At 44.7% G+C, this 22758-nt stretch carries 17 protein-coding genes; 6 read left to right on the top strand and 11 right to left on the bottom strand.

From position 1 onward, the window contains the following. Nucleotides 1–4: 4 nt before the first annotated feature. The 8 genes from M4S28_RS05595 to prmB form a co-directional block, all read right to left on the bottom strand. Nucleotides 5–862 (bottom strand): carbohydrate ABC transporter permease, encoded by an 858-nt coding sequence (locus M4S28_RS05595; RefSeq protein ID WP_004736059.1) that lies wholly within the window; start codon nt 860–862, stop codon nt 5–7. Next, entirely contained in the window at nt 859–1797 is a 939-nt protein-coding gene (locus M4S28_RS05590) for a carbohydrate ABC transporter permease (RefSeq protein ID WP_099166264.1), read from the bottom strand. The genes M4S28_RS05595 and M4S28_RS05590 overlap by 4 nt, the downstream gene beginning before the upstream one ends. Before the next feature lie 181 nt (nt 1798–1978). Further along, nucleotides 1979–3226, bottom strand: a complete 1248-nt coding sequence (locus tag M4S28_RS05585; protein WP_004736057.1) for an ABC transporter substrate-binding protein — start codon at nt 3224–3226, stop codon at nt 1979–1981. A gap of 111 nt (nt 3227–3337) precedes the next feature. Next, nucleotides 3338–4783, bottom strand: a complete 1446-nt coding sequence (locus M4S28_RS05580; protein WP_249632442.1) for an ATP-binding protein — start codon at nt 4781–4783, stop codon at nt 3338–3340. A 72-nt stretch (nt 4784–4855) separates the two neighbouring features. Next, nucleotides 4856–5584, bottom strand: a complete 729-nt coding sequence (locus tag M4S28_RS05575) for a response regulator (protein WP_249632441.1) — start codon at nt 5582–5584, stop codon at nt 4856–4858. Nucleotides 5585–5741: 157 nt separating this feature from the next. Next, nucleotides 5742–7199, bottom strand: coding sequence for a protein adenylyltransferase SelO (locus tag M4S28_RS05570; RefSeq protein WP_249632440.1), 1458 nt, complete (start codon nt 7197–7199; stop codon nt 5742–5744). Between the two features lie 524 nt (nt 7200–7723). Continuing rightward, nucleotides 7724–8365 (bottom strand): LysE family translocator, encoded by a 642-nt coding sequence (locus M4S28_RS05565; RefSeq protein WP_017076791.1) that lies wholly within the window; start codon nt 8363–8365, stop codon nt 7724–7726. Between the two features lie 285 nt (nt 8366–8650). Beyond that, on the bottom strand, nt 8651–9583 hold the full coding sequence (prmB, locus tag M4S28_RS05560) for a 50S ribosomal protein L3 N(5)-glutamine methyltransferase (protein ID WP_017076792.1): 933 nt from the start codon (nt 9581–9583) through the stop codon (nt 8651–8653). Nucleotides 9584–9645: 62 nt separating this feature from the next. On the opposite strand from prmB, the gene smrB reads away from it, so the two are divergent. Continuing rightward, nucleotides 9646–10176 (top strand): endonuclease SmrB, encoded by a 531-nt coding sequence (gene smrB, locus M4S28_RS05555; protein ID WP_004736048.1) that lies wholly within the window; start codon nt 9646–9648, stop codon nt 10174–10176. A gap of 113 nt (nt 10177–10289) precedes the next feature. Here smrB and sixA read toward each other — a convergent pair whose 3' ends face one another. Continuing rightward, nucleotides 10290–10754 carry a phosphohistidine phosphatase SixA gene (sixA, locus tag M4S28_RS05550; RefSeq protein ID WP_054548175.1) on the bottom strand — a complete coding sequence of 155 codons (465 nt, stop codon included), beginning with the start codon at nt 10752–10754 and terminating at the stop codon, nt 10290–10292. A gap of 304 nt (nt 10755–11058) precedes the next feature. On the opposite strand from sixA, the gene M4S28_RS05545 reads away from it, so the two are divergent. After that, on the top strand, nt 11059–13836 hold the full coding sequence (locus tag M4S28_RS05545; protein ID WP_249632439.1) for an insulinase family protein: 2778 nt from the start codon (nt 11059–11061) through the stop codon (nt 13834–13836). Between the two features lie 403 nt (nt 13837–14239). On the opposite strand, the gene fadJ is transcribed toward M4S28_RS05545, so the two are convergent. Together fadJ and fadI are read right to left on the bottom strand one after the other, a co-directional pair. After that, entirely contained in the window at nt 14240–16456 is a 2217-nt protein-coding gene (gene fadJ, locus M4S28_RS05540; protein ID WP_249632438.1) for a fatty acid oxidation complex subunit alpha FadJ, read from the bottom strand. Then, nucleotides 16456–17763 (bottom strand): acetyl-CoA C-acyltransferase FadI, encoded by a 1308-nt coding sequence (gene fadI / locus M4S28_RS05535; protein WP_017076797.1) that lies wholly within the window; start codon nt 17761–17763, stop codon nt 16456–16458. The genes fadJ and fadI overlap by 1 nt, the downstream gene beginning before the upstream one ends. 563 nt (nt 17764–18326) lie before the next feature. Here fadI and M4S28_RS05530 point away from each other — a divergent pair. The 4 genes from M4S28_RS05530 to M4S28_RS05515 all read left to right on the top strand — a co-directional run bounded on the left by M4S28_RS05530 (nt 18327) and on the right by M4S28_RS05515 (nt 22715). Then, entirely contained in the window at nt 18327–18875 is a 549-nt protein-coding gene (locus M4S28_RS05530; RefSeq protein WP_029224857.1) for a sigma-70 family RNA polymerase sigma factor, read from the top strand. Next, entirely contained in the window at nt 18868–19596 is a 729-nt protein-coding gene (locus M4S28_RS05525; RefSeq protein ID WP_145565706.1) for a DUF3379 domain-containing protein, read from the top strand. Before M4S28_RS05530 ends, M4S28_RS05525 begins: the two co-directional genes overlap by 8 nt. Before the next feature lie 297 nt (nt 19597–19893). After that, nucleotides 19894–21141, top strand: coding sequence for an outer membrane protein transport protein (locus M4S28_RS05520; protein ID WP_102453150.1), 1248 nt, complete (start codon nt 19894–19896; stop codon nt 21139–21141). 296 nt (nt 21142–21437) lie between these two features. After that, nucleotides 21438–22715 (top strand): outer membrane protein transport protein, encoded by a 1278-nt coding sequence (locus M4S28_RS05515; RefSeq protein ID WP_065605064.1) that lies wholly within the window; start codon nt 21438–21440, stop codon nt 22713–22715. Nucleotides 22716–22758: the final 43 nt, after the last annotated feature.

The raw sequence follows: 22758 nt of genomic DNA, 5'->3' as shown, positions 1-22758 counted from the left end.
GTAATTATCCTTTTACTGATCCTGCCGTTAGGCCACGAACAAAATATTTTCCTGCGAAGACATACACCAACAGAGTTGGCAGTGCGGCGATGATCGCGGCAGCCATGTCGACGTTATATTCTTTAACGCCAGTGCTAGTGTTGACTAGGTTGTTTAATGCCACGGTGATCGGCTGAGTATCTGAGCCGGAATAGACCACTCCGAACAAGAAGTCATTCCAAATCGCGGTGAACTGCCAGATCACCGTCACCATGATGATTGGTGTCGAGATCGGTAATAAGATCTTGAAGAAAATCGTAAAGAAGCCAGCACCATCGAGCTTTGCCGCCTTGATCAATTCATCAGGAATCGAGATATAGAAGTTACGGAAAAACAGCGTGGTAAATGCCATACCGTAGATAACGTGCACAATCACCAAGCCGATGGTTGTGTTCGCTAGCCCCATCTTGCCGAGCATGGTTGCCATTGGTAGTAGCACCACTTGGAATGGAATGAAGCAGCCAAATAACAACAAACTAAAGAACAGGTTTGAACCTCTGAATTGCCATTTCGTCACAACATAACCATTGAATGCACCGAGCAATGTTGAAATCGCAACCGCAGGAATCACCATTTGGAACGAGTTCCAGAAGTAGCCTTTGATGCCTTCACATTTAACGCCAGTACAAGCGGTGTCCCACGCTTTATACCAAGCATCGAACACCCACTCTTTTGGCAAACTCATCAGGTTGCCCGCCTTGATGTCTGGCAGAGTTTTGAATGACGTCAGCGCCATTACGAACAATGGCATTAGGTACACTAAACAGAAGAAAAGCAGTGCTGAATAAATAAAGATTCGAGCAAAATTGATGTTATTCATCATGACTTTTTCTCCCTAAGTTCAGAGTAAAGATAAGGCACGAGAATCGCTAAAATGCCGGCAAGCATCATCATGGCACTGGCAGCACCAAGGCCGATTTGACCGCGAGTAAAGGAGTGTGCGTACATAAATAGCGCAGGAAGATCCGATGAATAACCGGGGCCACCTGCCGTCATTGCGGTCACAAGGTCGAAGCTCTTAATCGCAATGTGCGACGTAATGATCACCGCACTGAAAACCACAGGGCGCAAGCAAGGCAGAATGATTTTGAGATAGATGGTAGGTAAGCTTGCCCCATCAATTTGCGCCGCTTTAATGATTGAAGAATCAATACCACGCAAACCCGCTAAGAACATAGCCATCACGAACCCTGAAGACTGCCAAAGTGCCGCGATAACCAAGGTATAGACCGACATTTCAGAGTCGACTAGCCAATCAAATTTGAAGTCAGTAAATCCCCAATCTTGCATCAGTTTTTCAATGCCAAGACCCGGATTAAGAATCCATTTCCAAGCCGTACCCGTCACAATGAATGACAATGCCATTGGGTAGAGATAGATAGTACGAATCGCCCCTTCTTGACGGATATTCTGGTCAAGCAATACCGCTAAACCAACACCAAGCAAGATGGCAATCGCCATGAATAGAAAACCAAACAAACCGAGGTTGGTGATTGAGGTGATCCAGCGATCGTTGTCCATCAGCTTTTCATATTGGGTTAAACCAACGAAGTTAAAGCTCGGCAGAAATCGAGAGTTGGTGAACGACAACGCTGCCGTCCAAAAAATGTAGCCGTAGATGCACACCACGGTCACTAACGCGGTCGGCGCCAGTACTATTTTAGGTAACCAATGTTGCAACCTGTCAGCAAAACTCGGTTTCGGTGCAGGCTGGCTCCTTGTGGGTTTTGGAGTCGACTCAGTCAAAACATGCTCCATAACTTATCCTTGTTGCACAATCGAGCCAATGGCTTACCTCTCGGCACCACATCAGCATCACGCATATCAGAATTGGGAGTGAAGAGTAGATAGGCTCCCTACGAGCCTACCCACCCTGGGGGTTCGATAAAGCAACACAACCCGTCACTCACGTGCGTTGTGTGTCACTTATCAAGTTAGATTAGATAGCGGCTTTCACTGCTTTTGCTAACTTAGCTGCCGCTTGTTTAGGATCGGCATCTTTCTCGTTGAAGAAGTTGGTCACTACGTCATAGATAGCGCCTTGAGCGTAGCTTGTTGTCGCTAGGCCATGAGCCATACTCGGAACAAGATCGCCCGATTCAGCACTAGCTTTGAAGGTTGCCATTGAGTCCAACGCACATTGGTCAAACTTAGACATGTCCATATCTAGACGTACAGGGATAGAACCCTTGTTAAGGTTGAAGACTTCTTGGAAATCTTTGGTAAGAATGGTTTTTGCTAGATCTTGCTGCGCTTTTTGGTTCTCTTTGTCACTTAACTCAAAGAACGCAAAGCTATCGATATTGAAGGTGAATTGGCCGTCAGTACCTGGAGCTGGTGCACAGATGTAATCTTTACCCGGCACTTTGCCTGCCGCAGTAAACTCACCTTTCGCCCAATCACCCATGATCTGCATCGCGGCTTCGCCATTGATAACCATTGAAGTTGCTACGTTCCAATCACGACCTGGAGAGTTGCTGTCGATGTAGTCACGCATCTTTTTGAACTTGGTGAACACTTCCACCATCTTGTCGCCCGATAATACGTCCATATCAAGATCAACGAACGCTTTGTTGTAATCTTCACTGCCTAGAACATCAAGAGCCACCGCTTCGAATACGGTTGCGTCTTGCCAAGGTTGGCCACCGTGAGCCAGTGGAATGAAGCCAGCCGCTTTAATCTTGTCTGCAGCAACAAAGAACTCATCTAACGTAGTTGGAACCGTAACGCCTGATTTTTCTAAAACAACAGGGTTAGCCCAAAGCCAGTTAACACGGTGAACGTTGACAGGAACTGCCACATATTCGCCATCCCACTTCATCACTTTAGTCACTACTTCTGGTAGTAGTTCATCCCATTGTTCTTGTTTAGCAGTCGCATCGAGAGACGTTAGAAAACCTAAACCACCCCACTCCTGAATATCATGACCTTTAATCTGCGCTGCAGAAGGTGGATTGCCCGATACTGCTCGAGTTTTCAAAACAGTCATCGCACTTTCACCGCCGCCACCAGCAACAGCAAAATCTTTCCAAGTATGGCCTTGTTCTTCAATCATCTCTTTCAGTACCGCTGCGGATTTCGCTTCGCCACCGGCAGTCCACCAGTGAAGCACTTCCACTTCACCAGCTTGAGAAAATGTTGAGGCAGCAAGAAGAGATAGAGTAAGTAGGGTTTTATTGATTTTCATTATTATCTTCCATGTTTTAGCGGACTCGACGTCCGGTTCAATAAAGAGTCTACTTATTCTGATTGATAAGATTGAAACAAAAGGTAAGCCCTATGTAACACAATTGTTACATTACACTTCTAGGCCTGTGGGGATATAGACTTTGGCTTCTAAGCCGCCTTGAGAGGAGTTGCGAATAATGAGATCTCCGCCGTGTCCGTGCAGGATATTTCGGCAGATCCCGAGGCCAAGTCCGTGCCCTTGGTCGTCGGTTGCAAGCCTAAAGTAAGGTTCGAAGACCATCTCTAGTTTGTCTTCTGGAATGCCATTACCACGGTCTTGAATAGTCACGACCACCCAAAGCTCATCACCACTAACTTCCACTACGGCAGATGAACCATACTTAACTGCGTTGTCGATTAAGTTGGTCAGTACACGCTTAATCGCCAGTGGTTTCGCGACCAATGGCTCAATGACGACCGGCTCGAACTCTACCTTTGTTTGGTACTGGTTATGAGATTCAATCACAGAGAGCACCATTTCATTGAGGTCAATAATGGCATTATTCTCGTGTAGATCGGTGTCTCTTACCGCTTGCAAAGCACCTTTAACCATCATCTCAAGCTCATCCAGATCTTTGTTAAACTTGTCTTTTTTTACTTCGCTTTCCAACAACTCAGCACGCAGCCTGAGTCGGGTGATTGGTGTCTTCAAGTCATGAGAGATAGCAGAGAACAAATGCTCTCGGTCAGCAACATAACGACGAATCCGCTGCTGCATGCGATTAAAGGCTCGGGTTGCCGTGACCAGTTCAGTCGCCCCCTCTTCTTTCAATTGGGGTTGCTGAATATCCATACTCATTTCATTGGCTGCTCTTGCTAACTTTTTAAGAGGCCTCACTTGGCGACGAATCATCAAGTAAGTTAAAACCAGCAGAATAAGCGTTGAAGAAACTAAGAAGATCACCTGCTCTCTGCCAAGAATCGTATCGTCGAGTTTCACATATGGCGCTGGCAACAGTGCGGCAATATACACCCATTCGTGACTGGCTAATTCAATCTGAACAACCAAGATAGGTGGATTAAGAGGTTCTAACGTTAACGTATGATGCGCCCACGATCGTGGGAGATCGCTTAAGTAGATGTCGTTTTTAAGCAAGCGAAGGTGTTCAGGTCGAGAGAAATCAACCCGCACTGACGCCACTTTATTGAGTTTGCTACTCAAAACACTTTCTATGGCTTCAATCGAGGCGGTTTTTAAGCGGGTATCGGGGATCGGTTCGACAATCAAAGCCTCTTTATTGAAAGAAACAAAGAAACGCGTACCGCCCATATTACGGATCTGATCCAGCACGATATGGCGATATTTAACAGGCAGAGATTGGAAGAAAGTCACCGTTGAGGCAAACATGTTCGCCATGCTCGAAGAGGCAGAACGAATCCCCTCCAGTTCTTTGTGCTTGGATTCGCTATACCAAATAGACGTTGCGATACCCTGAGCGATCACCACCGCTAGCAAGGTTAACAACAAGGTTCTTGCGACCAAAGAGTTTGGCTTTAACCTGCTCAACCAGTTCATACGAGATACTTCATACAGAATACTTCATTGGAAATACTTAATTAGCATTACTTCATTAACAGTAAGTCATGCTTAGTGTTCATACTGAACCGGCACAGCAAGAATGTAGCCATTACCGCGCATGGTTTTGATGTAGTGAGGGTATTTAGCGCTGTCACCTAATCGACTTCTCAGGCGACTAAGCTGCACATCAATACCACGTTCAAAAGGCAGCGCTTCGCGACCTCTTGTGGCGAAAGAGATGGTGTCACGGTCTAGAACTTCGTTTGGACGAGTTAAAAACAACATTAATAATGAAAAGTCGCTGCCCGACAAGTCCATCTCTTCTGAGTTTTCATTGTGGGAAATTCGATGCGCGAGCGTATCGAGCGTCCAATCACCAAAAATGATCTGCTTTGGCAAGGCATCACTTGGCTTGTCATCCACCACTTGAACACGGCGTAATAACGCTTTGATACGCGCCATTAACTGACGAGGGCTAAACGGCTTCGCAATGTAATCATCAGCACCAATTTCTAAGCCGATGATCTGATCGGTTTCATCCGATACTGCTGTCAGCATAATGATAGGCACATTGGATTGCTTTCGTACTCGCTGACACAAGGTAAAACCGTCGTCACCGGGCAGCATCACATCGAGCAGAATCAGGTCTGGATAACCTTGGCTTTGCAGGTGGGTTTCTAATTCAACACCGTCTCCAACAGAAGAGACATCGAAACCCGATTTTGTGAGGTACTCTTCCAGCAGCTCGCGGATTTCTTGATCATCATCCACCACGAGAATTCGAGTATTTGTTGGCATCGCCCAAACCTATTAAATTTACAACTTATTCACATAGTGTATAGGCTGGCCGATTATTTGATTATTGACATGTTTGTAAAGTTAGACGAACAAACAGATAAAGATCACATCTTAGTGACCTCTACCTGTACTTAGCGACTCAAAGAATCATAGGAGGTTAAGAGGAACAGCTGATTTCCATGGCTTTGCCCCACTCAGGCGGCAACGCAGCAAGATGTTCGTAGTCAGGATGTTCCGCGTAAGGGTCTACCAGCACCACCATTAGTGCATCAATATCGCTGCTATCACCGCGCTCGGCTTTATCTATCGCAAACTGAGCTAGGTAGTTTCTAAGGATGTATTTAGGGTTTACCTGTCTCATCTTTTCGCAGCGCTCTGTCACTGAACTGTCTTCCAATTCGCAGCGTTGCAAATAGTTATCTACCCACAATTTTGCTGCATCTCGATCAATAATCAGATCAATCACTTCCTGCGGCAACAAGGTATCTAGGTTCGACAGCGTTCTAAAGAACCTTGGATAATCGACTTTGTTTTGCGACATCAGCTCGAACATAGATTCAAACAAGCGAGTATCACCTTCTTGTTTGGAAAGTAGCCCCAATTTACGACGCATCAGTTGACTGAAATAACCGTTCATTTGTGGCTCGTACTGTTCTAACGCGGCCTCTAAATCAGCTTTATCCACCAGCGGTGAAAGTGAGTGAGCCAGTGCCGATAGGTTCCACAATCCAATTCTAGGCTGTTGATTGAAAGCATAACGACCTTGGTAATCCGAGTGATTACAGATCAATCTTGGGTCATATTCATCAAGGAACGCGAATGGGCCATAATCGAAAGTTTGCCCGATGATCGACATGTTATCAGTGTTCATCACTCCGTGAGCAAAACCATTCGCTTGCCACAATGCGACCATTTCCGCGGTGCGATCAACAATCTGATTAAACATGGCTGCGTAGGGTTTATCTTCATCGAGGCATTCTGGGAAGTGCCATTCGATGACTTTGTCGGCCAATAATTTATGTTCTGACAACTGATTGGTATAAAACAGGTGTTCAAAGTGACCGAAACGAATATGTGACTCAGCAGCACGCACCAACAATGCGCCCCACTCTTGCTTCTCTCGATATACGGGTGTGTCGCTGGTCATCATCGCCAACGCACGTGTGGTTGGGATATTAAGACCCGCCATCGCTTCGCTACATAGATACTCACGAACCGTTGAGCGAATAACCGCTCGACCATCGCCCATACGTGAATAGGGGGTTTTACCTGCACCTTTAAGGTGTAAGTCGAACGTTTCACCACTTTTCGCGACAACTTGAGCTAATAACAGCCCTCTTCCATCACCTAAATCAGGGTTATAAGAGCCAAACTGGTGACCTGCGTATTTCATTGCAACTGGCGAAAACTGCTCAGGTTCAACATTGCCAGATAACGTCTCAAGCAATTCCTCGGAAGCGTTTTTAAATGACGGAAAGCCAAGTTCATTCGCAAGATTATGGTTCCATGCGAGCCATTGGACATTGCTGAGCGGTGTAGGTTGAATTGGGGTATAGAACAGTCGAGGTAATGCGGTAAATCGATTGTTAAATGAAATAGAATCCCAGACAGACATGAGAGGCACACTGTAGATAAAAGATGATTTAAGATTATCACAGTTTGATAACAACTTCAGATCAGGTTATGCAGTGGGTCTATTGAGATAAAAGGGTTAATCAGACAAAGAGACTATTCAGAGAAAAAAGGTTACTGAGAGAAAGGTACTGCTAAGAAGAGGAAAAGCTAAGTGGCTAGACTGATGAGAAGAGCCACATTTACGAGAATAAGAGTTCTGACTTTGAAGACTTTTTAACAAGTGTATTCATAATAAAAACTGAAAATATTGAGCCATAAAACTGACTACATTAGAGCAAGAATACCCACTAGAGAAAGGGTAGAGAAAATCCAAGTGCGACTGATAACGCCGAAATTACTGTGTTGAATCATTTCTTGATGCTGCATATGTCTCTCCTCGAGAACGTGATGGTGTAACACCAATATATCGACTTTATGCCGATATCAGCAAGCACATTAATATTAACCTTTTATTACAACACCAAGAAACTTCTGTAACTATTCAACTATTTGATAAATCAAAAGCTATGCTCGACTGGTCGTCGAAAGCAGTGCACCAGCCCCAATAAAGACACCTCCAGTGACACGATTAAAAACCTTGGCTCGGCCTTTAGCGAACAACCAGTTTGACGATTTAGCCCCTAAATAGGCGTAAACCAATAACCAAGACAATTCCATTACAATAAAGGTCAAAGCAAACACGGTGAACTGTGGAACCAGAGCGATCGATGGGTCAATAAATTGTGGGAAAAGTGCGGTAAAAAATAGAATAGCTTTGGGATTGCTCGCGCCAACAATAAAGCCACTGAGGTAATGCTGCGCAGCACTTTCTTTAACCGATTTAGAATCGGATTGTTGATTGGATAGGTTGTCGTAATCTTGCTGACTAGAACGTAGAGACTTCCAGCCAAGGTAGATTAGGTAAGCGGCTCCTGTCCATTTAATGACGTTAAACACCACCTCAGACGAAGCAATAATCACACCTAGCCCGGTAAACGATAACGTTAGAATTCCAGTAATCGCAGTTAAGCTACCCAGCGCGGTAAATATCGATAGTTTAAAGCCAGATTGCACACCTTTAGTCATGCATAATAAAGAGCTTGGCCCGGGCGAAGCTGTCAAAACCAGCACCGCTAATAAATAATAAATCCATGTATCAAAGCTCATCGCGAATTCTCCTTAACTCACTAAAACGACTAAACATTGACCATCAATATGTGATAGTTATTCACATTAAGCAACTAAATAATATGCAACGAATCCTCAACGCTAAGTACGATATCCAAAATTTAGGCAATAAAAAACGCCATGCATTGCTGCATGGCGTTTAAATTAATACAGATAGGGTTTCTTTAATAACGAAGGTAACCCGAATCTAATCAAAGAAGCTTTTTCGATACAAAGCTTAGTCTATATAAACCTTAGTCTGTGCAAACTTAGTCAATACAAAACTTAGTCTTTGTAGAGAGAGAACTCATCTGCGCAAGCCACTAGCTGCTCACGAGTGATCATGAATACGCCATGACCACCGTTAGAGAATTCAATCCAAGTGAATGGAATCTCTGGGTACTGATCCATCATGTGAACCATTGAGTTGCCCACTTCACAGATCAGAATACCATCATCCGTTAGGTAGTTTGGCGCGTTAGCTAAGATACGACGAACCAATTTCAGTCCATCAGTACCTGCCGCTAGGCCAAGTTCTGGTTCATGAGTAAACTCTTCTGGCAAGCTGTTCATATCTTCTTCGTCCACGTAAGGTGGATTCGATACGATCAGGTTGTATTTCTCTTTTGGCAAATCACGGAAAAGATCTGAACGGATTGGGAACACTTGCTGCTCCATGCCGTGATCTTGAACGTTCTGCTCAGCAACTTGCAATGCGTCAGTAGAGATATCAATCGCGTCTACTTCAGCGTCAGGGAATGCATGAGCACAAGCAATAGCAATACAGCCACTACCCGTACAAAGGTCCATGATGCGCGTAGGCTCTTCAGTTAACCAAGGTTGGAATTGAGCTTCGATCAGCTCACCAATTGGCGAACGAGGCACAAGAACGCGTTCATCAACGAAGAACTCTAGACCACAGAACCAAGCTTTGTTGGTTAGGTAAGCCGTTGGTGTACGATCATTGATACGCTTGATTACGCGCTCAACAATACGCAGACGTTCGCTGCTCGTTAGACGAGAGTTCATAACATGCGAAGGAACATCAATCGGCAGATAAAGAGTAGGTAAAATAAGTTGTACCGCCTCATCCCACGCGTTATCAGTGCCGTGACCATAAAAAAGGCCCGCTGCGTTAAAGCGACTAACAGTCCAACGAATCACATCTTGAAGCGTGTGTAGTTCTGATACCGCTTCTTCTACAAAAATCTTATCCAAAATTGTCTCCGAAAAGCGCTACAATACTGCTAATTACGTTTCTAATTAGAATTCATAACCTGATGAGCAAAAAAGACACCGACTTCGATGACGATTTCGCCCTATTCAACGATGCAGTAAAGGGCGTTAAAAAGTTGCAACAGGATACCATAGTCCAGCAGCCAAAAAGAAATGCCAAGCAAAAAGAAATTACTCGAACGGCAAGACAAGCCAGTGATAGCGAGTTTTATTTCTCGGATGAGTTCATTCCGCATCTTAGCGAAGAAGGCCCAACACGTTATGCGCGTGATGATGTCTCTAAGTATGAGGTGAAGCGCTTACGTCGTGGTGTCTACGTACCTGATGTGTATCTTGATATGCACGGTATGACTCAACAAGAAGCGAAACGCGAGTTAGGTGCCATGATTGCGCACTGCGTGAAAGAGAGCGTGGCGTGTGCCTGTGTTCAGCACGGTATCGGTAAACACATCCTTAAACAGAAGGTGCCTTTGTGGTTAGCGCAGCACCCTGACGTGATGGCCTTTCACCAAGCACCTTTAGAGTTCGGTGGTAACGGTGCGTTGTTGGTTTTGCTTGCTATTCCAGACAAATAACTCTGACTCGCTATTCATTCCCTCCAACGTCAAAAACAGAAAAGGGCACCTCAAATCATTGAGGTGCCCTTTTCTTTGTTATCTTTCAGCCTACAGGTTAGATAAAACCTCGACTATGGATTGATGTTCCAAAGTAACTCGCCTTTTTGTGTCTCAAGGTCGAATTCAATGCAAGCCAAACCTGACGTCGGAAACATAGGTGGTGCCATGCCCGTTGCAAATTCCGCTGTTAAGTAGCCCACTAGAGGTAAATGAGAAACAAATAAAATGGTCTCTAGTTTTTCTACTTCTGCCATTGCTAAGGTCAAATCAAACACGTCGTCGGACATTCCATAAGGCGTAATATCATCACAGGTTTCTACTTTCTTTCCAGAAAACGCCTGAGAGATTTCTAACCACGTTTCTTGTGCCCTTAAATATGGGCTCACAAGCACTTTATCGAATTGACTAATCCCCTGCTCATTTGCAGCTTGAGCCACTGCAAGAGATGCCATTTTCCCGCGCTTGGTTAACGCTCGTTCTGCATCCGAGTCCGCAAAATGTTCTGCTTCACCGTGGCGCATTATGAATATTTTCATGTTCAGTCCTGTCTACGTAACATTTCGAAAGTCGATATATCCCATATCAGCGATACGCTACTTAGCGTTTGGCTCTCAAACTAGAGAAACCGCAGTCTATATAAATAATTATATCAAGTCACTTGCTAAAGAGTTCGACTTTCTTAACAATCTTATTAAAAGAAAATAAATCACTGATAAAAATCGATAAAAATGATTTAGAAGTCGCCAAAAAGCTCTTCATATCCCAAAATGTGATCGCAAGGTTTGCACCTCAAATCATCGCGTACATAATTTAAAAACCACCTTCTCTGGAGATGCTTCTGTGCATTTAAGCCCTAATGATGAACATCAATACCGTTACGTAACCTTGGATAACGGATTGCGAGTACTGTTAGTTCACGATCAGAACGCTCAAAAAGCTGCAGCCGCACTCGCCGTTAATGTCGGGCATTTTGATGACCCTACCGACCGAGAGGGTTTAGCGCACTACTTAGAGCATATGCTATTTTTGGGAACTGAAAAGTATCCAAAGGTCGGAGAGTTCCAAAGTTTTATCAGCCAACATGGCGGTAGCAACAATGCTTGGACCGGAACCGAACACACCTGCTTCTTTTTTGATGTTGAATTGAATGCCTTTGAAACCGCACTCGATCGCTTCAGCCAATTTTTCACAGCACCACTTTTTAACGAAGAAGCACTAGACAAAGAACGCCAAGCCGTTGATTCAGAATACAAGATGAAACTCAACGACGACTCGCGACGCTTGTACCAAGTTACCAAAGAACTGGTGAATCACAATCACCCATTCTCGAAGTTTTCTGTCGGTAATATCGAGACGTTAGGTGACAGAAACGGTGAAACGATTCGACAAGAGATCTTGGCTTTCCACCAGCAACAATATTCAGCCGATCTAATGACGCTGACACTGTCTGGCAATCAATCATTAAATGAAATGCAAAGTTGGGTTGAGGAGCGTTTTAGCTCGATTACCAATCACAAACTACAAGGTAAAAAGGTTGAAGTACCGATTATTGGCGAGTTAAGCACTGGCGTACAGGTACACGTAGAGCCGATAAAAGAAGTACGAAAGCTAATTTTAACCTTCCCTATGCCAAGCATGGACGAGCACTATGGGATTAAGCCATTATCATTCTTTGCACACCTTATCGGTTACGAAGGCGAAGGCAGTTTGATGATGCAGCTGAAAGAGAAAGGTTGGATTACTTCCCTCTCGGCAGGTGGAGGCGCAAGTGGCAGTAACTATCGTGACTTCACGATCAGTTGCTCAATGACCATCGAAGGCTTAACCAAAACCGATAACGTCGTTCAAGCAATATTTCAGTACATCAAACTCATTGAACAACAAGGCATCGAAAAGTGGCGTTATCTTGAAAAACGCGCCGTTTTAGAGTCCGCTTTCCGCTTTCAAGAGCCCTCCAGACCGCTCGATGTCGTCAGTCATCTTGTTATCAACATGCAGCACTATCAAGAGCAAGATGTGGTGTATGGTGATTATAAGATGTCGCACTTTGACGAAGAGTTACAACGCTCTTTGCTTCCCTACTTATCTGTCGACAACATGCGGGTCACCATCGTAGCTCAAGGTTTCGAATATGATAGAGAAGCGAAGTGGTACTTTACGCCCTACTCCGTCACACCTTTTAGCCCTGAGCAGACCCAGTGCTTTACGTGCATCAACCCCGGCTGGATGTTTGAGCTGCCAAGTAAAAACCCATTTATTTGCTACGACTTAGACCCTGCTGAACTCGAAGGTGATGCTAAGCACCCACAACTGTTAGAAGAACTGGATGGCTTTAAGTTATGGCACCTTCAAGACCATCAATTTCGAGTACCTAAAGGTGTGGTGTATATCGCTATCGACAGCCCACACTCAGTCGCCACCCCGAGAAACATCGTTAAAACACGCTTGTGTGTAGAGATGTTCTTGGACTCGCTTGAAAAAGATACGTATCAGGCTGAGATTGCGGGTATGGGCTACAACATGTATACCCATCAGGGCGGTGTAACACTCACGCTTTCAGGATTCAGCGAAAAGCAACCACAGCTGCTTAATATGATCCTTGAGCGCTTCCAAGCACGCGACTTTAGTCCAACACGCTTTGAAACTATTAAGCATCAATTGCTCAGAAACTGGAATAATGCGTCGCAAGATCGTCCTATTTCTCAGCTGTTTAATGCGATGACTGGAATTCTTCAGCCAAATAACCCGCCCTATTCCGTATTAATTGAAGCATTGGAAACGATTGAGGTCGATGAACTCTCTTCTTTTGTTCAAGCTATTTTGGCAGAACTGCATGTCGAAATGTTTGTGTATGGTGATTGGAAAAAAGCCGATGCACACAAGATGGCTGAAACGCTAAAAGATGCATTACGTGTTCAAGACCAAGCTTACGAAGAGTCACTACGCCCATTAATCATGTTGGGTGAAAATGGTAGCTTCCAACGCGAAGTCGTATGTAATCAAGATGATTCAGCCATCGTGGTTTACTACCAGTGTGCAGATATTTCGCCTAAAAATATTGCGCTGTATTCATTGGCGAACCATTTGATGTCAGCCACCTTCTTCCATGAGATTCGTACCAAGCAGCAGCTAGGCTATATGGTCGGCACTGGCAATATGCCGTTGAACCGACACCCGGGTATTGTGTTATATGTGCAATCACCGAATGCTGCCCCAGCAGACTTGTTAGCCTCGATAGATGAATTCCTCAATGCCTTTTACATGGTGCTGTTGGAGCTTAACGACTATCAATGGCACAGCAGTAAACGCGGGCTCTGGAATCAGATTTCAACGCCAGATACTACCTTGCGCGGTCGCGCTCAACGCTTATGGGTTGCGATAGGCAATAAGGACTTGGAATTCAATCAGAGAGAGCGGGTCTTAGAAGACCTCAAAGGTCTAACACGCTCAGACATGATGCGTTTTGTGGTCAGCCAACTTAAACCTCGCACGGCAAATCGCCTGATTATGCATGCGCACGGTAATGCTCATAATGAGGAAGATAAGTTGTCAGCAGGTGTGGAGATTGGCTCAATTGATGAGTTTCAGTTACGCCCTAAAGACTGCGAACTTGGTTAGTGATTCTAGATAAAAAAACAGAAGGTTGATGTGAGAGCATCAACCTTTTTTCTTGGATGAAGCACAAAATCAGATCTCCTATTACGCTCCTGCGTCGCTTTAGGAGATGACGGTAGTTTCGATTGCAATGCATTAGCCACAATCCCCCTATTAGCACTAATAGCTTACTTTCAGCCTCTCTTTCGTCATTCCCAAGAGGGAGGAACGACCGAGTTAGAAATCTCCCACACCAACCAACACTACCTGACAGAACACATCACTACCCCGTCATTCCCGAAAAGGAGGAACGACTGAGTCGGGAATCTCATACCTTTAACACTCGCTCATAAAACAAAAAAGCCCGCATCAATTGCTTGATACGGGCTTGATAATCAATGTGCTAGAACGTTACTTGTAGAGAGAGTTACTTATAAAAAGACTCATCCAAACCAGCACGTGTCAGTAGGCCATCACAAGGCGCAAAACGATCACCGTACTTCTTAGCGAAGTCGTTCATCATCTCAACTAATGACTTAATACCGATTTGATCCATGTATCGGAACGGACCTCCTAAGAATGGAGGGAAACCGATACCGAAAATAGCACCAATATCGCCATCACGTGGGCTGCGGATAATACCGTCATCCAAACAACGAACCGCTTCGTTCAGCATAGGTAACACACAGCGCATCGCGATATCGTTGTCGCTCAACTTAGGATCGGGTTGCAGCTTAAGCAGCTTGTAAACTGACTTATCGACTTCTTTCTTCTTACCTTTGTAAGTGTAGAAACCTTTGCCACTCTTACGGCCTTTACGGTTGTCATTCAAAAGAATATCGAACACATCAGGGCCTTGGAAACGATCGCCTAGCTCATTCACTAAAATTGGAATAATCTTCGCGCCGATATCAACACCCACCTCGTCTAACAAAGTAATTGGGCCAACCGGGAAACCGAAGTCCAATAACGTGCTATCGAGCTTTTCAATCGGCTCATTTGCCAATAATAAGTGCGCGGCTTCATTCATGTACGGAGCAAGAATACGGTTCACATAGAAACCAGCTGTGTCTTTAACAACAATCGGCGTTTTGCCTTGCTTCTTCGCTAATGCTACAACCGTCGAAATCGTCTCTTCTGAGGTTGTTTCATGAGGAATGACTTCAACTAACGGCATTTTTTCTGCCGGACTGAAGTAGTGAAGACCGACCACGTTTTCTGGTCGCTGCGCCTTCTCCGCAATCTTATGGATTGGCAGTGAAGACGTGTTGGTCGCAAAGATAGTCTCTGGCTTTGCATTGGCTTCAATGTCCGCAACCATTGATTGCTTAAGATCGAGGTCTTCAAATACCGCTTCAATCACCACATCAGTGTGATTAAAGCTCGTAAAGTCGATACCACCAGAAAGCTGAAGCAGCTTACTTTCCAGACCAGCTTTAGTCAGAATGCGACGCTTACGCTGCTTATCGAACAACTTAAAGTTGTAGTTCAGCGCGTTCAGAACGCCTTCATTGGATACGTCTTTAATGCGAACAGGCACTTTCGCTTTGGCAACGCTAACATGGCTGATACCAGCACCCATAAGGCCACCGCCCAGCACACCAACACGCTTAACCGCTTTGGGTTCTGCGTCTGCGCCGTGCTCTTTTTTCATTTCAGTGGTGGCAAAGAAAATCGAACGCAGGGCTTTGGATTCTGAAGTCATTACCAGTTCAGAGAAACGCTTTGCTTCATACTGAAGGCCTTTATCAAAACCGTTCTCAAGGCCGTAACGAATGACATCAAGAATCGCATCGGCTGCAGGGTAATTACCGCGTGTTTTCTGGTTGGTTTTCTTCGAAGCCTGTTCAAAAATAACCTTACGCCCAAGACCCGTGCGTGAAATAAGCTTCTCTTTGGTCGAAGCTTGGCTTTTAGACGCAAGACGCTTGCCTTTTTTGCCGCCTGAGTTCTTTTCAACAAAGCTCTTAGCGACTTCAAGCAAGATAGTTTCTGGCACACAAGCATCGACAACACCGAGCGATTTCGCTTTCTTAGCGCGCAACTGCTTACCCGTCAGAATAAGGTCAAGAGATGGCAGCAAACCGATAAGGCGAGGTAAACGCTGTGTACCACCAGAGCCTGGTAACAGACCTAACTGTACTTCTGGCAAGCCAAGGCGAGTCTTGTCTGAGTCGGTACATACGCGGTAATCACATGCCAGCGCAAGTTCTAAACCGCCACCTAAACACGGACCGTGGATCGCTGCGACTACTGGATATGGAAGATCTGAGAGTGTTTGGAACATCTCCTGCCCTTGACGAGCAAGAGACTGTGCTTCGTCAGCCGTTTTACAAGCATCAAGCATTCGTACATCAGCACCAGCGATAAAGTTATCTGGCTTTAGTGAATGAACGATTAAGCCTTTAACTCGGCTTTGTTTTTCTTTTAACTGCTCGAAGATGGCTTTCATTTCTTCAGCAAAAGCCGCTTGCAGCGTGTTCATTTTCTCGTTTGGCACATCAATCGCAAGCCATGCAATATCTTGGTCATCGATATTAAGAGTAAATGCTGTCGCTTTCTTTTTGGTTAATTCAGTCGCCGACGTTGAATCTGGTTGAGCGACGGTTTCTTTTTCTGTTGTTGCATCAAGAGTCGTAGACATTATTCTACCTCCAAGATCATTGCTGCACCTAAACCACCAGCCGCACACGCTGTGTTCAGTGCCAAGCCGCCACCACGACGTTTCAGTTCACGTAGTGTTTGAGTCATCATGCGCGCACCAGTCGCAGCAAACGGGTGTCCGTAAGCAATTGAGCTACCCAGCACGTTGAATTTTTCCATATCAATCTCACCGATCGCTTTGTCACGGCCAAGATTCTTCTGAGCAAACTCGTCACTTGCAAACATTTTGACGTTCGCTAGAACTTGGGCTGCGAATGCTTCGTGCATCTCAATCAGCGTTAGGTCTGACAACTCTAGACCTGTGTTCTTCAATACTTGAGAGGTCGCGTAGGTTGGCCCCATCAACATATCCGTTTCAACACCAATCGCTGAGAATGCATAGCCACGAATATAGCCAAGCACTTCTAAGCCTAGCTCTTTAGCTTTACCTTCGCGCATCAACATCACCGCAGCACCGCCATCGGTAAGAGGCGTTGCATTGGCTGCCGTTACACTGCCGTACTTTCTATCGAATGCCGGGCGCAGTTTCGCGTAGCCTTCAACCGTTGAGTCGTGGCGAACGTTGTTGTCTTCCGCTAGGTACTTTTTATAAGGCGCTGGGAACGCCGTCATCACTTCGTCTTTAATCTTGCCTTCTTTCCATGCTTGAGAAGCCAAAGAGTGAGAACGGTGAGCAAGTGCGTCTTGAGCTTCGCGAGTAATACCATGCGTCTTCGCCATCTGCTCAGCCGTTTGTCCCATGGATAAACCGGTCGAGTATTCTGCGACTGCCGGTGGCACTGGCATCAGATCTTTTACTGAAAGTGTTTTAAGAATCTTCAGCTTCTGACCCATGGTTTTCGTTTTACTCAGCGCTAATAAATTTGCCGCTAACTTTTTCGAAACACCAATAGGCAATACAGAAGAAGAATCCGCACCGCCTGCAATACCGACATCAATCGTGCCAGCCATAATGCTCTCGGTCACGTTGACAGCCGCTTGGAAGCTGGTCGCACATGCTCGTGTCACACTGTAGGCATCGGTATTGATGTCCATGCCCGTACCCAACACGATTTCACGTGCAATATTCGGTGCTTCTGGCATTTGTACGACTTGGCCGAACACCACTTGCTCGATAAGCGCAGGATCGACATCTGTTCTTGCAAGCATTTCGCTCACAACCATTTTGCCTAGGTCAACCGCAGGCACTTGGCTAAATTCTGTACTCTGACGAGCGAATGGGGTTCGTAGTCCAGCGACAACGGCAACACGTTCTCCAGAACGCGTTTTGACTTCCTGTTTGCCCATGGTTTCTCCTTAAAGTTAAGAGGTCTGACCTGAAGCATTGTAAAGAAGTTGTTAATTAAATCAAACGAGCGTTTAAATAAACGTGATACGAGTATCTCACTGTTTGAAAATATAACTGCGCATTCAGGCGAACCTTTTTGGGGGAAAGGTTGTCGTAAGAGACTAAACTATTGTAAGCAAAGACTGTTATCGCTGTGTAGGGAATGGTTTTCTTGAGGCAAAAAAAAACCACACAAAACTGTGTGGTCGGAATGTATATAAAGCAATTAACTTAACGCCAATTGAAATAATCAGTTTCCTGATTAGGAGAAAGTAAAGTCAGCCTTCAAAAGGAAGTGTCGTCTTGCTCAACATGCTAGCCACGAATGACTAACTAGACGACAAGGTGTACTATAGCTTGTTCGAAGCCTTAGATTTTGAAGTAGATCAATTTTCATTGTGATTTTACGATTTCCTGCAAATCGGTAGCTCTAAAAACGAAACACAATATAAAAACAAAGCACAACGTATAGAAGACAGCTATACACAGAGCAATTATGGAGGCTCGTGTGTCGATAATAAAAATGTTTGGAAAGAAAACTGCCAAGCGTCCGGTCAACTCTGATATGGACAAACAAAGAAAATACGAAGCACTCGTGCGTGCTTATCATCGTGACCTCTTTCGCTACGCTTATTGGTTATGCAAAGACAAAACCATTGCCGAAGACTTAGTGCAAGAAACTTGCCTTCGTGCATGGAAGTCATTAGATAGCCTTCAAGATGAAAAAGCCGCTAAATCTTGGCTGATTACCATCTTGCGACGCGAGAATGCTCGACGTTTTGAACGCAAACAGTTTGATCTAGTTGATATCGACGATCATGGTAATGATGCTAGTGTCAGTGATGACCCGCACCATCAACATTTGTGGTTGCAAGCTCAGATCATGAAACTTGAAGTCGATTACCGTGAACCACTCTTCCTACAAGTGATTGGTGGATTTAGTGGTGAAGAGATTGCAGATATCCTCAATCTCAACAAAAACACAGTAATGACACGTTTATTCAGAGCTCGAAATCAGTTGAAAGAGATGCTGGATACAGAAGAGGCAGAGAGGGGGCAACATAATGGATGATTTAGAATTTCGTCGTCGTGTTTTGTCGGAACCTAAACAACGAACACCAGATATTATCGATGCTGTAGCAAGCAGTGAAGCCAATAGTCACTTCTTAGACGATGTACTATCGCTTGATAAGCAGATCCATTCAGCAATGAATGTTGATGTGCCCGACGATCTTGCTGATCGCATTCTGTTCAATCAAACATCGAGCGAAGAAAGTAAAGTCGTAAGACCTACTTTTGCTCGACGAGCAATGGCGATGGCCGCTTCAGTTGCGTTCGTTGCAGGCTTATTGGTTGGACAGGTTAATTGGGGAAACGCACTGGTTGCTCCAGCTCAAGCAAGTTTGGTCGATACCGCGATGAAACATGTTGTTGATGAGAAAAGTTTTGTTAGTTCAATCGACGAACAAGTGACATCACAACAGATCAACGCAAAAATGAATCCATTTGCTTACCAGTTTGATGAAGCCTTTCCTTATCATGTGTATTACCTAAACCATTGCGGTTTTGGCAAGTCCAACGCAATGCACATGGTTTTTCAAGGCGAAAAAGGCAAGGTCACTCTGTTTTTAACTGGAATTCCGACTGACAAGTCTATCGACTTTGATGAAAAAGGCATGTCAGGCTCAGTAACACCGATCGATGGCAGCAGTTTGATCCTTGTCGGCGAAGATGGCGAGGATGTCTCTAAAATCGCCGAAAAGCTGACAAAAATGATCAAACCAATGAGCTAATTTGCTCTCAAAGCCCCGTAACAAAAGGCCCAGCAAGTATATCACTGATATTGCTGGGCTTTATTTATCAATAAACCGCAAAACCATTCGCCGCACCAATACCTCTAGAGTTAAAACTCTAAAAAACAGCATTTCACACCATTTTCGTGCCAGATAGGCGTCATTTCCATAATTTTACCCTCAAAATTTCCAATGGTCGGATTTGTATATCGTATACTTGCGAATAGGATCAGCCACCATTGAGCAATTGCTCAAATTAATCGCCCTGTAGAGGCGGATATATAAAGGAATAAATGAATGACTACCAACAACACGCGTCTGTTTAAAAAGTCTCTTTTAGCAGTAACAATCACACTGGCGTCTTCGCAAGCGATGGCAGCAGGTTTTCAAATTAACGCACAATCAGCAACCGGCATCGGCCGTGCTTTCGCTGGTGACGCCGTAATCGCAGATAACGCGTCAGTAATGGCACGTAACCCTGCAGCAATGGCACTATTTGATAGTGTTGAACTGTCACTTGGTTTTGAAAGCATAACTTCAATGATTGAAGTTAAAGATGCTAGCTACAATCCAGGCGGAGTTTCTTCTCCTCTGTCTTCAAATGCAAACTACGATGATGCAGGTGATACTTCTATCGCTCCAAACATCCACCTTATTGTTCCTGTTAATGACAAGTTTGCATGGGGTATCAACGCTTATTCTAACTTCGGCACTAAAACTGAGTTCTCTTCAGATTATGCTGGTAACGAGTATGGTGGCTTGACAGATGTACAAAGCGTTAACTTTGGTCTAGCTGGCTCTTACCGCCTAAATGACCAATGGAGCTTTGGTGCTGGTCTAGATTTAATCTACGGTAAAGGCGAACTTCAACGACCAAACCCTCTTGGTATGCAGGGCGATGCTCTAAATGTTGATGCTGATGGTTGGGCACTAGGCTTTAACGTGGGTACTGTATTTGAGCTAGATGAAAACAACCGTTTCGGTTTAGCTTATCACTACTCTCCTGAACTTGAAGCGAAAGGCGATATTAGCTATACAGGTACCGAATATAAGAACGATACCTTGTTAATGCCGTTGCCAGACCTATTAGAGTTCTCTGGTTACCACCGCATTGAAAACACCAAGTTTGCTGTACACTACTCTGTTCAATGGATAGGTTGGAGCTCTTTCGACAAGCTAGAAGCTAAAGATGCTGGCGTACTAAATGAGTATGAATGGCAGAATGGCATGCACTACGCTATTGGTGGTACATATTACATGAGCCGCGATTGGACTCTACGTGCTGGTTACATGTATGACACAAGCGCACAAGACGAACTAACTTCTATTTCAGTTCCTGATTCAGACCGTCAATGGTTCTCTGCAGGCTTCACGTATCACTTAGATGATAAATCAAACATCGACTTTGGCTTCACTTACCTAATGGGTGACGATGTTGATGTGAAAGAAACAACTGAGCTAGGTCCAGTAACAGTTTCATCAATTACTGGCACTACACATGCTGATGCAATCCTAATGGGTCTGCAGTATAGCCGTAGCTTCTAATATAATCGAAGTTAACAATCCCAAAGGGTCGCATTACGCGACCCTTTTTTATTGCATAACCCTCTGACCAACATCAATTTAAGCTTACAGCTGTAGCCTGCAGAGGCAAAATATGCCTACAAGTGTACGCTCAAACTTCGCAACACAGCCGAAACATTTAGATTATTTCTCTAATAATTAAACACATTTACTCATTTAATCCCTAAAACACTGTTTTATTCGAATTTCATTTTTAAAGTAATAGCTCTAAACGTAGAATCACGACACTAAATACTTATGATTCAGCGAACATAATAATGAAAATGAATAAGACTCTTCTATCTGCTGCAGTGGCAGTTGGACTACTTTCGACTTCTACCGTCACTCACGCGGCCGGTTTTCAACTAGCAGAATACTCAGCAACGGGCTTAGGCCGTGCGTACGCTGGTGAAGCCGCAATGGCTGACGGTGCAGACGCACAATGGCGTAACCCAGCAATGCTGACTTACCTAGAAGGCACACAAGTTTCTGTTGGCGCTATCTATGTTGACCCGAACATTGATATCGACGGTACTTCTACGTCTATGATGGGTCAGTCTACTTCATCAAACTCTAGTGATTTTGCACACAGTGCAGTAATTCCAAACTTTTATGTTTCTCATAAGTACAACGACAAGTTTGCATTAGGTTTTGCTGCGGGCACTAACTACGGTATGGAAACAGACTTAGGTAAAGACTTTGGTGGCGCAAACCACGGTAACGAAGCAAGTGTTACGACAATGGAGCTAAACCTAAACGCGGCATACCAAGTACTTGAGAGCGTATCTATTGGTGGTGGTGTTCGTTACATCATGGCTGAAGGTAGCTTTGGTGCAGTATCTACAGCGAACTCTCTAGTTCCTTTACCTGCAGGCACTGCTTTAAAATATATGGAAGGCGATGATACGGCTTGGGGTTGGCAAGTGGGTACAGCATGGCAGATCAATGAAAGCAACCGCCTAGGCTTTACCTACAAATCAGAAGTAGACCTAACTCTAGAAGGCTATGCAAAAGGCTTTGGTTTCAACCAAGCAAACCCAGCAGCTCACAAGAGCGGCTCAATGGATCTTGCTCTTCCAGCAACAGCGGAACTTGCTAGCTTCCACCAGCTTACTGAAAAAGTTGCGGTTCACGCAAGCATTAACTGGACAAACTGGAGCAGTTTTAAAGAGCTTGTTGCTGATTTTCCGGGTGAAAACAGCGTAGAAATCAAACAAGAGAACTGGGAAGACAACTACCGCTTTGCTCTTGGTACGACTTACCAAATGACACCTAAGTTAGCTTTACGTTCTGGTATTGCATACGACACTTCAGCGGTAAGTGAAGAGCACCGTACAGCAACGATCCCAGAAACAGACCGTACTTGGTTAAGCATTGGTGCTGGATACCAATGGTCTGAGCAATTAACTCTAGATGCCGGCTTCACTTACATTTTAGCGAAAGATGCTAAGATGCATGAAACCGATACTGCTGCGGATTTATTTGGCGGTAGCTTCGAAGGTGAAGTGACGGGTAGCATTTGGCTAGTAGGTATCCAAGCTAACTACCGTTTCTAATCTGGTTACTTAATCTAAAGTAGCAAATATAAAAAAGGCTCGA

It is taken from the genome of Vibrio sp. J383, assembly GCF_023503985.1.
GTDB lineage: Bacteria > Pseudomonadota > Gammaproteobacteria > Enterobacterales > Vibrionaceae > Vibrio > Vibrio splendidus.
The sequence above is the reverse complement of the archived record's forward strand: the minus strand, read 5'-3'. Positions and strand labels throughout refer to the sequence as shown.

Coding starts and splice junctions, on each gene's coding strand:
- M4S28_RS05595 (WP_004736059.1), bottom strand. CDS start 862: ATGATGAATAACATCAATTTTGCTCGAATCTTTATTTATTCAGCACTG.
- M4S28_RS05590 (WP_099166264.1), bottom strand. CDS start 1,797: ATGGAGCATGTTTTGACTGAGTCGACTCCAAAACCCACAAGGAGCCAG.
- M4S28_RS05585 (WP_004736057.1), bottom strand. CDS start 3,226: ATGAAAATCAATAAAACCCTACTTACTCTATCTCTTCTTGCTGCCTCA.
- M4S28_RS05580 (WP_249632442.1), bottom strand. CDS start 4,783: ATGAACTGGTTGAGCAGGTTAAAGCCAAACTCTTTGGTCGCAAGAACC.
- M4S28_RS05575 (WP_249632441.1), bottom strand. CDS start 5,584: ATGCCAACAAATACTCGAATTCTCGTGGTGGATGATGATCAAGAAATC.
- M4S28_RS05570 (WP_249632440.1), bottom strand. CDS start 7,199: ATGTCTGTCTGGGATTCTATTTCATTTAACAATCGATTTACCGCATTA.
- M4S28_RS05565 (WP_017076791.1), bottom strand. CDS start 8,365: ATGAGCTTTGATACATGGATTTATTATTTATTAGCGGTGCTGGTTTTG.
- smrB (WP_004736048.1), top strand. CDS start 9,646: ATGAGCAAAAAAGACACCGACTTCGATGACGATTTCGCCCTATTCAAC.
- sixA (WP_054548175.1), bottom strand. CDS start 10,754: ATGAAAATATTCATAATGCGCCACGGTGAAGCAGAACATTTTGCGGAC.
- fadJ (WP_249632438.1), bottom strand. CDS start 16,456: ATGTCTACGACTCTTGATGCAACAACAGAAAAAGAAACCGTCGCTCAA.
- fadI (WP_017076797.1), bottom strand. CDS start 17,763: ATGGGCAAACAGGAAGTCAAAACGCGTTCTGGAGAACGTGTTGCCGTT.
- M4S28_RS05530 (WP_029224857.1), top strand. CDS start 18,327: ATGTTTGGAAAGAAAACTGCCAAGCGTCCGGTCAACTCTGATATGGAC.
- M4S28_RS05525 (WP_145565706.1), top strand. CDS start 18,868: ATGGATGATTTAGAATTTCGTCGTCGTGTTTTGTCGGAACCTAAACAA.
- M4S28_RS05520 (WP_102453150.1), top strand. CDS start 19,894: ATGACTACCAACAACACGCGTCTGTTTAAAAAGTCTCTTTTAGCAGTA.
- M4S28_RS05515 (WP_065605064.1), top strand. CDS start 21,438: ATGAAAATGAATAAGACTCTTCTATCTGCTGCAGTGGCAGTTGGACTA.